This is a genomic window from Maribacter stanieri (assembly GCF_900112245.1).
In the GTDB taxonomy this organism is placed as follows: Bacteria; Bacteroidota; Bacteroidia; order Flavobacteriales; family Flavobacteriaceae; genus Maribacter; species Maribacter stanieri.
Genome location: NZ_FOYX01000002.1, coordinates 100,914 through 116,289 on the forward strand (window position 1 = coordinate 100,914; position 15,376 = coordinate 116,289).

The 15,376-nt window shown below is 36.0% G+C and carries 11 protein-coding genes; 9 read left to right on the forward strand and 2 right to left on the reverse strand.

The window, feature by feature from the left end:
- Positions 1–236 precede the first annotated feature (236 nt).
- Positions 237–2,264: an NADPH-dependent 2,4-dienoyl-CoA reductase gene (locus tag BM296_RS10820; RefSeq protein WP_091903072.1), complete on the reverse strand. Its 2,028-nt coding sequence runs from the start codon at positions 2,262–2,264 to the stop codon at positions 237–239.
- Between the two features lie 259 nt (positions 2,265–2,523).
- Here BM296_RS10820 and BM296_RS10825 point away from each other — a divergent pair, with 259 nt between their 5' ends.
- From BM296_RS10825 to BM296_RS10850, 6 genes are all read left to right on the forward strand, one after another.
- Positions 2,524–3,615, forward strand: coding sequence for a nickel-binding protein (locus BM296_RS10825; RefSeq protein WP_091903073.1), 1,092 nt, complete (start codon positions 2,524–2,526; stop codon positions 3,613–3,615).
- A gap of 129 nt (positions 3,616–3,744) precedes the next feature.
- The gene (locus tag BM296_RS10830; protein ID WP_091903074.1) at positions 3,745–4,248 is read left to right on the forward strand and encodes a YybH family protein; all 504 of its coding nucleotides are present in this window, start codon (positions 3,745–3,747) and stop codon (positions 4,246–4,248) included.
- 231 nt (positions 4,249–4,479) lie between these two features.
- Positions 4,480–4,983, forward strand: a complete 504-nt coding sequence (locus tag BM296_RS10835) for a YybH family protein (protein WP_091903075.1) — start codon at positions 4,480–4,482, stop codon at positions 4,981–4,983.
- Between the two features lie 38 nt (positions 4,984–5,021).
- Positions 5,022–6,413, forward strand: coding sequence for an FAD-binding oxidoreductase (locus BM296_RS10840; RefSeq protein WP_091903076.1), 1,392 nt, complete (start codon positions 5,022–5,024; stop codon positions 6,411–6,413).
- 117 nt (positions 6,414–6,530) lie between these two features.
- On the forward strand, positions 6,531–7,967 hold the full coding sequence (locus BM296_RS10845; RefSeq protein ID WP_091903077.1) for an amidohydrolase family protein: 1,437 nt from the start codon (positions 6,531–6,533) through the stop codon (positions 7,965–7,967).
- A gap of 59 nt (positions 7,968–8,026) precedes the next feature.
- Positions 8,027–8,764 carry a DUF5995 family protein gene (locus tag BM296_RS10850; RefSeq protein ID WP_262493896.1) on the forward strand — a complete coding sequence of 246 codons (738 nt, stop codon included), beginning with the start codon at positions 8,027–8,029 and terminating at the stop codon, positions 8,762–8,764.
- 102 nt (positions 8,765–8,866) lie between these two features.
- Here BM296_RS10850 and BM296_RS10855 read toward each other — a convergent pair whose 3' ends face one another.
- Positions 8,867–10,093: a hypothetical protein gene (locus BM296_RS10855; protein WP_091903079.1), complete on the reverse strand. Its 1,227-nt coding sequence runs from the start codon at positions 10,091–10,093 to the stop codon at positions 8,867–8,869.
- 109 nt (positions 10,094–10,202) lie between these two features.
- Here BM296_RS10855 and BM296_RS10860 point away from each other — a divergent pair, with 109 nt between their 5' ends.
- From BM296_RS10860 to BM296_RS10870, 3 genes are all read left to right on the forward strand, one after another.
- The gene (locus tag BM296_RS10860; protein ID WP_091903080.1) at positions 10,203–12,557 is read left to right on the forward strand and encodes a TonB-dependent receptor; all 2,355 of its coding nucleotides are present in this window, start codon (positions 10,203–10,205) and stop codon (positions 12,555–12,557) included.
- Positions 12,558–12,639: 82 nt separating this feature from the next.
- Positions 12,640–13,674: a 2,5-dihydroxypyridine 5,6-dioxygenase NicX family protein gene (locus tag BM296_RS10865; RefSeq protein WP_091903081.1), complete on the forward strand. Its 1,035-nt coding sequence runs from the start codon at positions 12,640–12,642 to the stop codon at positions 13,672–13,674.
- Positions 13,667–14,935, forward strand: coding sequence for a purine-cytosine permease family protein (locus BM296_RS10870; RefSeq protein WP_091903082.1), 1,269 nt, complete (start codon positions 13,667–13,669; stop codon positions 14,933–14,935). Before BM296_RS10865 ends, BM296_RS10870 begins: the two co-directional genes overlap by 8 nt.
- Positions 14,936–15,376 lie beyond the last annotated feature (441 nt).

Here is a 15,376-nt window from a genome sequence, read left to right on the forward strand (position 1 = left end):
TGAAATAACGGCTGTGTCTAATTTATTTTGAAATTATTAAAAAGAAAATTAAAGAAATTGGTGTAATACGCCTTAACAGGTAGTAGCTATTAGCATATGTTATTCAAAGAAGCGATATATAGTAATCCTTCCCCCCATGTAGTATAGGGGAGTGGTATAATAGATTATTAGACAGTTATCACATAACTACAAACTCATAGCTGGTATTCTGATAAAAAATTAAAATTGAATGTTGATTAAATTATAGCTGCTAAACGGCTTGCTTGATTTATGGCTCGTTTTGCATCCAGCTCAGAAGCTACATCTGCACCGCCAACAACATGTACTTTTAAACCAAGGGCTTCTAAAGGGGATAATAGTTCTTTAAATGGCAACTGACCTGCGCAAATGATTACATTATCAACCGCTAAAACCTTTTTTTCTTCATTTTGAACATAATGTAAACCTTCATCATCTATTTTGATGTATTTCACACTATTGATAAATTGTACATTTTTCTTTTTAAGGGTAGAACGGTGAATCCATCCAGTTGTCTTTCCTAAATTGGCTCCAAATTTCCCTTTACTACGTTTAAACATAAATAGTTCTCGTGGAGACGGCTCAACAACTGCTTGCATTCCTTCAATACCACTACGTGCGGTAATGGTTTTATCTATTCCCCATTCCTTTAACCAAGCGTCTATATGCAAAGATGTACTCTCTCCTTCGTGAGCTAAAAATTCAGACACATCGAAACCAATTCCTCCTGCGCCAATTACGGCAACTCTTTTGCCTACTGGTTTTTTATGCTTTAATACATCTAAGTAGTTTAAAACTTTAGGATGTTCAATGCCTTCAATTTTTGGTGATCTTGGTTGAATACCTGTAGCTAATATAACCTCATCAAAATTGCCATTCTTTATATCATCGGCTTGTACACGTGTATTTAATTTCACGGTTACTTTATGTAGTGCTATTTGAGTGTTGAAGTAACGTATGGTTTCGTAAAACTCCTCTTTACCGGGAATTTGCTTCGCCATATTAAACTGTCCGCCTATTTCCTTATCGGCATCAAAAAGAATCACCTCATGTCCACGTTGAGCAGCTATAGTTGAAGCAGCTAATCCCGCAGGACCTGCACCGATAACGGCAATCTTTTTCCTATGCTCCGTAGGTAGATAATTAAGTTCCGTTTCATGACAAGCTCTTGGGTTTACCAAACAACTGGCTACTTTCTGTTGAAACACATGATCTAAACAAGCTTGATTACAGCCTATACAGGTATTTATTTCGTCCGACTTATTTTCCGATGCTTTATTTACCCATTCTGGATCGGCTAGAAATGGTCTAGCCATAGAAACTAAATCCGCATGACCTTCTGCCAATACCTGCTCTGCCGTTTCTGGCATATTAATTCTATTAGAGGTTACTAGCGGAATAGAGAGTTCTTCTTTCATCTTCTTAGTTACCCAAGTAAATGCCGCCCGTGGTACCGATGTTGCTATTGTGGGTATACGAGCTTCATGCCACCCAATTCCGGTATTTATAATGGTAGCGCCTGCCTTTTCAATTTCTTTACCCAAGGCAACTACTTCTTGCCATGAGCTTCCTTTTTTTACGAGGTCCAGCATAGACAACCGGTAGATGATGATAAACTCCTCACCAACTGCTTCTCTAGTTTGTTTTACTAATGCTATAGGTAAACGCATACGGTTCTCATAACTGCCGCCATAATTATCTGTACGTTTATTTGTTCTTTCTGCAATGAATTGGTTAATAAGGTACCCTTCGGAACCCATGATTTCTACACCATCATAGCCTGCTAATTTTGCAAGCTTTGCAGAATTTACAAAGTCTTTAATGGTTCTCTTAATACCCGATTGTTTTAGCTTAAAAGGCTTAAAAGGAGTTATGGGAGATTTTATAGCTGAAGGGGCTACCGCTAATGGGTGATATCCATAACGCCCAGAGTGTAAAATTTGCATACATATTTTACCTCCTTCTTTATGTACGGCATCAGTAATGACCTTATGATGTTTCGCATGTTTCTTTGTGCTCATACGTGCAGAAAAAGGAGCTGTCCACCCTTGTACGTTTGGTGCTATACCTCCTGAGACAATTAACCCCACACCACCTCTTGCGCGTTCTGCATAATAGGTGGCTATCCTTTCAAGACCATTTTTTTTCTCTTCTAAACCTGTATGCATAGACCCCATAATTATACGGTTCTTAAGGATTGTAAAACCTAAATCTAAGGGTTCAAAAATATGGGTGTACTTGGTCATTTATAGTCGGATTAAATTATATTTATTATGCATGCATAATATTTGAAAAGGTACGTAAATTTATTAAAAACTATAATGCTTCGAATTTTGATAATATCATATAACACACTTACCATTGATGATTCTTTGAATAATACACCAGATTCTAAATAAGAATCAATCTATTGATATTGAAATATTTACTGTGTTCACTTCAATAATTTTTATATTAAATTTATTACAGATAAAAATGACGTAAGTTACAGTCTAAACCAACCCTATGCCACTATTTTTGGATTTACACAACCTACCTGAAGGAATAACATCGGCTCATGTTGCAGAAATGCATCAAGCAGATTTAGACCTAGAGCATAAGTATAAATGCCGCGGACTTACCTATTGGTGCGATGAAAAACGGAAAACTGCTTTTTGTTTAATTGAAGCTCCTAGCAAAGAAGCGTTAATTGCCTTACATGAAGATGCACATGGTGCTATTCCTACCCAAATTATAGAGGTTAATGATACTATTGTAGAATCTTTTCTTGGTCGCATAGAAGATCCCAAAAAATCTAAGAACGTTAGTCTTAATATTATCAACGAACCTGCTTTTAGAACGCTAGTGGTGGTTAAAATTATAAACAAAACTCTTAGAACAACTAAGGTTTCTACACTAAACGCAGCCATAAGAGGCTATACACAATCTATTAAGGCAGCAGTATCAAATTATAAAGGGAAGGTGGTAAAACATGAAAACAATACCTTTTTAATCTCATTCAATACCGTTACCAATGCCGTTCATTGCGGAATAAAAATAGAAGATGCATACCATGGTGTTATAACGCCAGACTTAGAATTTAAAATTGGTATTCATGCAGGGACTCCTGTTACAGAGAAAGACAGCATATTTGAGGATACCATAAAATCAGCAGATTACTTAAGTGATATTGCAAAAGGTGACTTTTCTATAACGGAGGTCATTAAAGATCTTTACGAAGGGGAAAACCAGAACAAACCCTTAGCACGAAATACAATTACTATTTTAGATACGGCAGATGAAAATTTTATAGTCTCATTAATGGACTATACCGAAAAAATATGGTCTCAGAATACCATCAACGTAGTCGATTTTGAGAAAAACTTAAGTTATAGTAAATCGCAATTGTATCGTACTATGATGACTTTAGTGGGAAAATCTCCTAATATATTTTTAAGGGAATATCGTTTAAGCAAAGCATTAGAGCTATTAGAAAAGCAACAGAATAATATTTCCGAGATTGCATATCTCACTGGGTTTAGCAGTCCGGCTTACTTTTCAAAATGCTTTCAGAAAAAGTACAAAATTCTTCCCTCTAACTTTACCACTGAAAAATAAAATACTGTTTATCATATAGTTGACATTAAAATACTACTGGTCTAAAAGTGTGTTTTTTTGGTCTAATCGTAGAATTGCCAAACGTAATTCCATTCTACTTTTGTCTTGAACAATTTAAATATCTACAAGATGAAAACAAATTTAACAGTAGCGTGCATCATGGCAATTGGCTTAGTATTTACCAGTTGCGAAAAAAAAGTTGAAAATCCCATTGTGGCTATCGACTTAATTTCTGAGGAGTTCCCAGACGAGAAACAAGAGGTCATGGAAACTTTTGGTGCCATTGCACAAAGTATTAAAGATGGCGACATGGACAAACTGATTTCCTTTCATGCCTACAGTTCTAAGTTTACCGAATTCAAAAACGGAGAGCCTCGTAATGGAGGTGCAGCAAATGAAAATCATGAACGTACCGTTTTTGGTTCCGTAACCGAAGTAGTAAAGTTCGATGCTAAAGATTTACAGATTGCGGTGTATGGAGACGTTGCCAACTTAACCTTTCATTCAGACTTTCACCTTAAATTTGGCGATGACCTCGTAATTATTAATGATCAAATTACCTTGTTATTTGTAAATACCGATGATGGATGGAAGATGGTCCACGAACATCATTCTCCTTTAAACTTAGGTTAATACAAGACCTTTAGGGTACGCCCAGCAGATATTTTACAGTATATTTAATACATAAGAAAACATTTGGTTTTCAAACTTCCCCTAAAAGTATACTAGGTTAACCTGGTATCAATACACACATTTTAGATTAAATATTGCATTGTTCCCCATGTACAGTTCTAACAGTCCTGTGCTTTTTGGAGAAGAATCGCATTGCCTATTCTTAACTATAAACTTTTAAAATATATTATCATGAAATCAAAATTGACATTTACAGCGCTATTAATTTTTACAGGAATAGTACTTACCGGGTTCACCAAAACAATTGAAGTTGAATCTGACACAGACCTTATAAACAATGAGTTTCCTGAGGCAAAACAAGAAGTTTTAGAAACCTTTGGTGCCATAGCACAAAGTATTAAAGATGGTGATATGGATAAACTTATCTCCTTTCATGCCTACAGTCCTAAGTTTACCGAATTCAAAAATGGAGAGCCTCGCAATGGTGGTGCTGCCAATGAAGCTCATGAGCGTAATGTATTCGGTTCCGTAACTGAAGTAGTCAAATTCGATGCTAACGATTTAAAAATTGCCGTTTACGGGGAAGTTGCCAACTTAACCTTCCATTCAGATTTTCAACTCAAGTTTGGTGAAGACCTTGTTGTGGTTAATGATCAAATTACATTATTGTTCGTGAATACAACTGACGGTTGGAAAATGGTCCACGAACACCATTCACCTTTAAAATTAAACTAACCATCTCATTTTAAACATTTTAATCAATACCTCGAAACATGAAAAAATCAATAAAAGACCTCTCCGCACAAACTATACATGCCTTTGCCACTAAATTAAAAGGCAGTCTAGTATTACCGTCAGATGAAAATTATGATGATACTCGGCAAGTGTACAATGCCATGATTGATAAACGCCCAGGCGTATTCGCCATGTGCAAAAGCGTAGATGATGTTATCGCATCCGTAAATTTTGGAAGAGATAATAATATACTAGTAGCCATACGTGGTGGCGGACATAATGGTGCGGGTTTAGGTTTGTGTAATGACGGATTGGTTATTGATTTGTCCGGATTAAAATTCGTTGAAGTAGACTCTGCAACCAATAGGGTAAAAGTAGGTGGCGGAAATATATGGAACGAGGTAGATGCTGTGATTCATGAGCATGGTTTAGCCATTCCTTCCGGTATGATTTCTACTACTGGAGTAGGTGGATTAACACTTGGCGGAGGTGTTGGTTATCTCACCCGTAAATACGGACTTACCATTGATAATTTGTTAGAAGCGGATATGGTATTGGCAGATGGTTCTTTTGTAACCGTAAATGCTACTGAGAATATTGATTTATTTTGGGCTATACGTGGTGGTGGTGGAAATTTTGGGGTGGTTACTTCTTTTACATTTCAAGCACATGAATTAAAAACGGTTATTGGCGGACCTACCTTATGGCCTATTGAACAGGTAGAAGAAGTTATGGAATGGTACAATACCTTTATCCATGAGGCTTCAGAAGACCTTAACGGATTTATAGCTACTATGGTGATACCTGAATCTCCGTTTCCAGAACATTTGCACAATAAGAAGTTCTGCGGTATTGTTTGGTGCTACGTTGGTGACCCAGATAATTTTGATGCTATATTCAAGCCTGTCTTAGATTTAAATCCTGTTTTTGCACACGTAGGCGAAATGCCATTTCCTGCATTACAGAGTATGTTCGACGGACTTTTACCGCCAGGACTGCAATGGTATTGGAGAGCAGATTTCTTCAACGATTTAGGTCCTGAGGTACGCGCCCAACATTTAAAATATGGTTCCAAGATTCCAACGCCTTTATCACAAATGCATTTGTACCCTTTAACTGGTGCAGCTAGTAGAGTAGGAGCAGAATTTACTCCTTGGGCGTATAGAGATGCTAAATATGCAGGTGTTTATATTGGAGTAGATCCAGACCCAAAAAATGCCGATAAAATTACTAAATGGAGTAAGGAATATCAAGAAGCTTTACACCCATATTCCGCGGGTGGTGCATATTCTAATTTTATGATGGAAGAAGGTCAAGATCGTATAAAAGCTAGCTATAAGCACAACTACAATAGGTTGGCTAGAATTAAAAACACCTACGACCCCAATAATTTTTTTAGCGTAAATCAGAATATTGTTCCAAAGTTTTAGCATATAAACACATTTAAAATACAGCAATGACCCTGTGCGATTACGTACAGGGTTATTTGTTTAAAATATGCTTATTCTGTCTATACAAATTAGTTATTTTCGTTATAAACCTTACGCATGAAAATTAATTACTTTCTATTATCTGGGCTATGTACGCTATTTATAATTTCCTGTAATTCTAAAAAGGAAATAAATTATGATTTGGTGCTGCAATCGGTAACCGTAATTGATACCTATTCTGGGAACTTGAGCGAAAATCAGAGTATTGCAGTTATAGGGGATTCCATTGCTGCTATTTTAGATGATGAAGGTGCAAAAATTTGGAAGGCCAAGAAAAAGGTAAATGCCAGCGGAAAGTTCGTGATTCCTGGTCTTTGGGATATGCATGTGCATTTTGGAGGTGGCGACAGTCTTATAACAGAAAACAAGAATTTATTACCACTATATATCGCCAACGGAGTAACTACTGTTCGTGATTGCTCGGCAGATATTAGTACCGCTGTTTTTGAATGGAAAGCTGAGGTTAATAAAGGTTCGCTTTTAGGACCCAATATTTTTTCATCAGGACCAAAAATAGAAGGTATCAATTCCATCTGGCCAGGTGATCAAGAGATTGGTGATGAAGCAGGATTAGAACTTGCCTTAGACTCTCTTGAAACGGTACAAGCAGATTTTATAAAGATTACTGATAATACACTCTCTCCCGAACTTTTTGAGCTAGCGGTAAAAAAGGCACACGAACGTGGGTATAAAGTGTCTGGACATATTCCTTTTAGTTTAAAAGCTACTGATCTTGCCAAACAGGGAATGAGTACCATAGAACATATGTCTTATATGCTGAAAGCAGGTTCTCCTGAAGAGTCGGCTATCATAAAAAAGTATAAATTAAAAGAGCTTGATTACGCATCGGCAAACAAAGCACTTTACGATTCCTTTGATGATCAATATGCATTGTCTATTTACAAAGATTTAAAGGGTAGTAGTACTGCCGTTGTACCTACATTGATTGGAACCCGAATTACTTCTTTTCTAGATGAGGACGATCACTTAGCAGATGAGCAATTGCAGTATTTAGGAAAAGGATTAATAAAAACGTACGATTGGCGGGTTCAAAGAGCGAATAAAGCCAACGAAGAAGAAATAGTGGCACGTAAAGAGCGATATAATAAACTAGTGTCATTGATTCCGATCATAAAATCTTCGGGAATGGATATTATTGCCGGTACCGATGCAGGATTCTTAAACTCTTACATTTACCCAGGCTCTGCTTTGCACGAAGAGCTAAAGATATTTGTGAATGCGGGATTAACTCCGCTAGAGGCACTTCAAACCTCTGTGATCAATGGACCTAAATTCTTCGGACTTCTAGACCAATATGGCTCTGTAGAGAATGGTAAGAAAGCAGATTTGCTCCTTTTAAATTCAAATCCGCTAGAGGATATAGCAGCAACTAGCGATATTTTTATGCTCATCAGACAAGGACAATCCCTCTCCAAACAAGATTTAGATGATTTATTATCCAATTTAAAAGAGCTAAATAACGGCGAACAGTAAATTTCCTTTACATTGAACTTAATCTCATAAAGAGCATTACCATTAAAAGAGCCACCACCATACCAGAAGTACTAGAGCAACTAGATAGCATTATTGACGATGCTATTGCAAATAACGACCGTATTGGTTATTTCGCTTATTTATATAGACGGGTAACTGCCCAAATTCTTAAAGAAGTACAACTAAAAAACTTTGAGGATAATGAGCGTATGGAAAAATTCGATGTGGCTTTCGCTAACTATTACTTAGATGCCTACAACGCTTATATCAATAATACCCCAATTAGTAAATCTTGGGCATTTGCATTTCAAAATAGAAATGAACAGCTGACCATTCTACAGCATATAATGTTGGGTATAAATACGCATATCAATCTCGATTTAGGATTAGCTGTAAGTGCTGAAATGCATGGGAAGGATATATTAGAAATTGAAAATGATTTTACTAAAGTAAATAGTATTCTCGCTAGCATTGTAAACGAAATGCAAGACCGACTTAGCCGCGTATCTAGTATGCTGTTCTTATTAGACCTTGCAGGTAAAAATACAGATGAAAAAATCATCAATTTTAGCATGCAAAAAGCACGCGAACTGTCATGGCATAACGGTAATTTACTTTGGGGTTTAGGTAGTGAACACCAAAATGGCGCAATAGACCAAATGGATTTAGTAGTGCTAAGTTTAGGTCAATTCATAAAAGCGCCTAAATCTAAAATTATTGATTACATGCTTAGTTTTATAGCACGATTCGAAGAAAAAAATGTAGGTGTGGTAATTTCTAAGTTGAGACGAGAATAAACATGTGTATGGATTGGCAGTTTTTAAATACCCTTCAAAAGATGTGTTGCCATAGTTTCAACATAAGGCAGTATTAACTAAATTAAATGTCCAAAACGGAAATCAAGCCTCAGTAAAATCAACATTTAAAGACCCGTTCACCAATCTATTTTCATTATCTATACCGCTAAAAACACCTTCTTGATTTCTACTATTGTTCTTTAAATAGTAACTTTTAAAATAAATATTGACCCGCTCAAGCGCTATAATTCCAGAAAAATTAAATCTAAAATTAATTACAGATCCTTTATTCAATAGCTCTATACGGTCCTTTTCTATATATACATTTTCCGTTAGAGTAACTATTTCATAATTGGATGGTAGAATTTTAAATTTCAGTTTCTCTTTAAATCCATCCGCAAAATCAAAAGTTACATTATATGTTCCCGGTATTTTGCCATAGAGTGATGCATACGGACTATTACTTGACAATTCTAAAGCGTGCCTAGGTACTACGCTCGGGTTTACAATACGCTTGTTCCTTATTTCCATAGCAATATAAGGTGGTATATTAGGGTCTTTAGATTTTTGCTCCATTTCTTGTTTACTCTCACATTTCTCTAAAATAGCCCTGCCGGCAACGGTATTTGTAAACAAATCAAAGGTACAATAGGTGCCTATCAAGTAATTTATATTTGATGGTGCTCTATGTCCCAAGTAGTAAATCTCACTAGCGCCATCAATATATCTATCTCCGGAAAGGGTATTGGTTTTAATGGTAAGGGTATCTCCTTGGCGTTTTATATTACCATGACTATAATATTCTCTCATGGTACCGTCTTCTAGGGGATACATGAATATATGCTGAATCTTTTTCCAGTTTTTAGAAATGATACTTTGCCCTTTTAAAATGGTATTATCCTCGCCAAAGTAGTAGTTAATATAGTAATACGTAATATCCTCATCATTACTTTTAAGCAAAGTAAGTTGCTTTTCATGTTCGTCTTCAGATGGTTTATGCTCCGCTAAGAATGTTCCGTAATCTTTATATCCTAAAAAAAGTAAGATGATGGTTTTATAATAATGATTCAATTTTATTAATGGTTTACCCTTTTCAAAATCTCTAAACTTATCATATAGATACTTGCCATTAATAAACTCGGACCCTAATGCCTCAAAATCACTTTTTAAGCTTGGTTTATTTTCATCAAAAGCCCCATAGCCATAGAGTTGAAATGTTTTGGGTAATTGTTTAAGACCATGCTTTTTAATAAACTCATCATGTATCTTGTCAATAAGAATTTTAAAATATTCCGATGTTAAAACCAATGAACCTGAAGCAATTATCATAAATTCCTATTTTAACAATAAAATTATTAAAAATATTTTTAGTATTCAGAATTAATCATAATTAATACATGTGTTTCTACATTTAGCAAACAAATTAATATAACTGAACATGAAAAACTTACTCGTACTTATTTGTTTTCTGGTTTCTACCATTGGCTTTTCTCAAACCTTGGTAACTGGTAAAATAATAGATCAAAATAGTGAACCATTACCTGGAGCTAGTATTAGCGAAAAAGGAACAACTACTGGTGTAATTTCAGATTTCAATGGAAATTTTGAGATTACGGTCTCATCTAATGAAGCTGTATTATCCATTTCATATATAGGATATGAAACTCAAGAAGTAACCGTTTCGGGACAATCTCAATTGGATATCGAATTAGCGGAAACGGCTGTATCATTGACAGGTGTTACCGTACAAGGTTTCGCTGGTATCATGGGAAAGTCTAGAAAACGAACCGAATCTATACAAACCACTGCTGAGTCGGTTACGGCTTTAAATGCAGAAGGTATTGAAAATGCTGGTATTACAGATATAAGTTCATTCTCTACGCTAGTACCTAATTTAAAGTTTAACTCCTCACAATCTATCGGTTTAAACTTTATTACGGTTCGTGGTATTCCGCAGGTTAGGGGAGGTGATGCTCCTTTGGCTTTTGTTATTGACGGGGTTACCATTCCGGATCCTAGTTTACTTAGTCAAGACTTGTATGATTTAGCCTTGGTAGAAGTGGTAAAAGGTCCACAAGGTGCACTTTACGGTAAAAATGCTATTGGCGGTGCCGTAAATATTTACACTAAAGACCCTACCAATAAAATGAGCAATCAAATAAAACTTGGTGTTGGTAACGGTGGCTTTAAACAAGCACAGTTTATTTCTTCCGGTGCAATCGCCAAAGACAAATTGTTCTATCGCTTTTCTACTCAATACAAAGATTTTGATGGATTGTTAACCAATGAATTTTTAGATGAGAAAGTTGATTTTAGAGAAGATATTAATGTAAGAGGTCAATTAAAGGCGAAGTTATCATCTAATTTTTCTATTACGGGTTCTTACCAATATTTTAATATAGATGGTGGTGCTACCTATTACTCTGTTAACCCAACGGGAACTGATGGGGAGTTTACTGGCGGTATTCTAGATCCAAATCCTGCAGATGGTAATAATGTTATTTTCTCCGATGTATTAGGGACTTCTAAAATGACAAACAATTACGGAACCCTAAAAATGGATTACAACTTAACTGGTGTTAAGTTACAGAGTATTACTTCTATCAATAAAGTAGATCGTTCTACAAACGGAGATTTAGATTTCTTGGAGCTGGACGGATTAACGCAAGGTGAAGAAATTACCACTAAAACTTTTAATCAAGAGATTAGAATAAACAATGCTAAAACAGACACTAAGTTTGATTGGAGTTTAGGAGGATTCTACCAGAGAATAGAAAAGGATTTCTATCAAAATGGAACTACAGGTGTTGATTTTGGCGGACCTGATGCTTACGATACAGCAGACTATATCAACGAAACACAAACCATTGCCTTATTTGGTTTTGGAGATTATAAACTTACAGACAAACTAACCTTATCTGCCGGTTTCCGTTTAGATATGGACAAGTTTACACAAGATGATGTATTGTTCGTTACCAATTCAGAAAGAGACAATAGCGAAATTCAGCCTAAAGTCTCATTGTCATACCAAGCGAATAAAAATGTATTGGTATACACCAACTACGGTCGTGGATACAGAAATGGTGGTTTTAATGCACAACCAACTGATTTGTTTAACAGAGATTTTGAAGATGAAACATCAGACAATTATGAATTAGGATTTAAAACAACTTCTTGGAATGATCGCTTTATTTTAAACGGTTCTGTTTTCTATTCTAAGCTAAACAACCAACAACAATATATTTTAGACTTAACCACCTTTATTGCCGGTGTATACAATTATGACAAAAGTGAAGTTTTTGGCTTTGAGCTAGAATCTAGAGCTAGGTTATCTAATTTCTTAGATGTATTTGCCAACGTAGGTATTACAGATGCTAAAATTATAGAAGGTGGATCTACTGGTGGCGATGATGGTACGTTTACCAACAACTCTGCCTATGATGGTCAAAAAACACCATTTGTACCTGTAAGCACTTTCGCAGTTGGTTTAGAATCTAGTGTAAACATTACGGACGATTTAAAATTTAATGGATTCTTAAACCTAGATACTACAGGTAAAACCTACTGGCACGAAAGTAATAGAGACGCTTTTACTACAGATGCTTATTCTCTTTTAGATGCTCGTTTAGGACTTTCATACAAAAACTGGAAGCTAGAGTTATGGGGCAAAAACCTAACGGATAAAGCATACTACCAAGAATTTTCTCCTGGAGAATTTGTAGGTAGCCCAGATGATGTTGCTTGGAGAGGGCAACCGTTAACTGTTGGAACGGCAATTTCTGTTAAGTTCTAAAAAATCTAAACCATTAATTATTTACTGATTATTATGGGCATCGTTTTAAGATGCCCTTATCATCCTATTTCAAAAAATTATTATGGAAACTAAAAGAGCTCGTTTTTCAAGAATACTAATGGAAGATATGTTTCAAGTAAAAGCTGGGGAAACCGTAGCCATTACTTCCGATCTAGGAACAGATAGAGAAACAATAGACGCCATGGCTCAAGCTGCAATGAACGCAGGTGCATTTCCATTGGTCATGTATATTCCACAGGCAAAAAAAGATGGTCAGGCGGGTATGGTAGATTGGCCTTCAGAAGCGTTAACGGCTGCATTGCTTAAAGCTGATGTTTGGATCGAGGCAAATTCTGTCGTTATTCTATATTCCGATATTTGGGAAACTGCCATGAGGGATAATAAAAAGCTTCGCTACTTGATTATTGCAGAAAGCACTATAGATTCACTTGACCGGGTATTTACAGGCTATAAAATTACCGATTTAAAAAAGCTATTGCTACCGTTGACCAACATGGCAAAAAAATGTAAAACAGTTCGTATTACCAGTACAAACGGAACTGATGTTTCTTACGATATAGATACTAATTATACGTTTGATTATGATGACGGTGATTTCTCCATCCCAAAATTTGGTACGGCTCCAGGTTTTGTGAATATTGTGCCTAAATTAAATAGTATGAATGGTCGTATCGTGTTCGATTACTTACAGCATGCAGAGCTTTATAACAAAGTAGAATTTGTAATGAGAGACGGTGTAATCACTGAGGTAGCAGGGGAGGGCGCTGCCCAATTCAAGGAATACCTTTCTTCATGGGATGATGAAAATATGTATAAAGTCTCTCATAATATGCTAGGCTTAAACCCCAAAGTACATGCAATTACGGGCGAGTTGGTAGAAGATGAACGAATATGGGGCGGTGTAGATTTTGGCTTCGGACATACTAGTGCTATGGATATGCCGCCTTTCGGACAGATGGCAAAATCGCATTTTGATGGTGTTGTTGCCAAAACCAGTATTTATTTTGATGACATACAAATTACCGATAATGGCGAAGTATGTCATGAAGAATTAAGACCTTTAGCAGAGAGCTTATTAAGCGCCACAAATGTCTAGCACAGAAGATCAATACGCAACAACCAAAGTACAGCCCAAAGACTTCGTGTCCGGTTGGGTTGTTGCGTTGATAATTGCAAGTACCGGACTCTCGGTTTCAACCTTGTTCTTGGGCTCTGAAATTGCCTTAAGCTTAGGTTTTGAAAAAGCCCTGATCGCTTTTGGTATTTCTACGTTGGTATTGACGCTTATGTGCATGGCTACCACTTTAATTGGTAATCGCTCTAGGCTATCCACTTACATGATTCTTCATTTTAGTTTTGGAGAATACGGAGCCAAAATTGTCAATTTTATCTTTGGAGTTACTTTGGTCGGTTGGTTCGCAGTGGCATTAGAACTTTTGGCTATTGCCATATTCGATACCGCAGCAAGTACCTTTAGCTTTTCCGTATCAAAAGAGCTTATCATTATTGTAACCAGTCTCTTCATAACCATTACTACGGTATACGGTATCCGTAGCATTGAAAAAGTGGCTAATATATCGATCCCTATTTTAACTGCTTTTTTAGGTTATATCTTTTACTTGTCCGTTGCGGAATTAGAAAGTTTCTCATCACTTTTTGACTTTGTACCTGAAGAAAATGGAATGACACTTTTTAAGGCTACTTCTATTTTAGTGGGTGCCGCTATATTGTTCCCCGTTTTAATGGCAGATTTCTCTAGATTCGTTAAAACGGATAAGCAAAGTTTGGCTTCGGTATTAGGTTTAACAATTGGTACGCCGTTGGCTTATTTTCTTAGTGCCGTACCCTCAATACAAACCGGCGAGGTAGATATCATTAAAATAATGGAGGAATTCAACATGGTAATTCCTGCCTTTTTACTGTTGTTTATTTCCACATGGAGTACCAATGCAACTAATCTGTATTCGGCTAGCTTAACTTTTTCAACCATTAATAAAAAATGGACCTTTAAAAACGTGGTTATCGTATCTAGCATATTTGGCACCCTTTTAGCCTTGTTCGGTTTTGCTACCTATCTTTTCGAATTTCTGGAGTTTTTGGGCATTTTAGCTCCCTCTATTTCTTCCATTTATTTTATTCATTTCTTTTGGATTAAAAGACAGCGCTATAACTTAGACGACATAGCCAAGTGGGAACCCTCAGCTCTAATTAGCTGGGTGTTAAGTTCGTTGATTAGTGTGTTTACCTATTTAGAAGTTTTTCAGATTACAGGGGCTTATTTCCTTGATTCTTTTCTACTTGGTGCCGTAATCTATTTAGCATTTCAGTGGAAAGCTATTTTTAAACCCGCTCAGTAGTTACAACTAGTTATTCTTAAAAAACGGCGTTCTTCTTCAGTTAAAAGTATTCTTAGTAAGTACTTCTCAGCCAAATTATTAAACACCCATTCCTACGTGAGATTGATTTATTTGCTGTTTTGTGTGATAATATGACGTATTGCTATACTAATAGCATAAATAAACAAATAAGACATAATGAATACTGTAGCTAAAAAATTCAACCTTCAGAAAATCCTTATCAAATTTTATACCTGTGAGGTACGTACTTTTAAGCGAATATTAGGACTAAAATAACAGCGTCAAATTAGTATTGGTTCATCCAGCATTGAAACCGTTTCACTTGATATAAGGGCGTAATTATGTTACCTTTATACTGGTGCTAGTTTTTAAAAGTACTACTATAAATAGCTATTTAGAGTTTAGCTGGTTAAATCAATAAAACGTGCATACAAGCTTTTC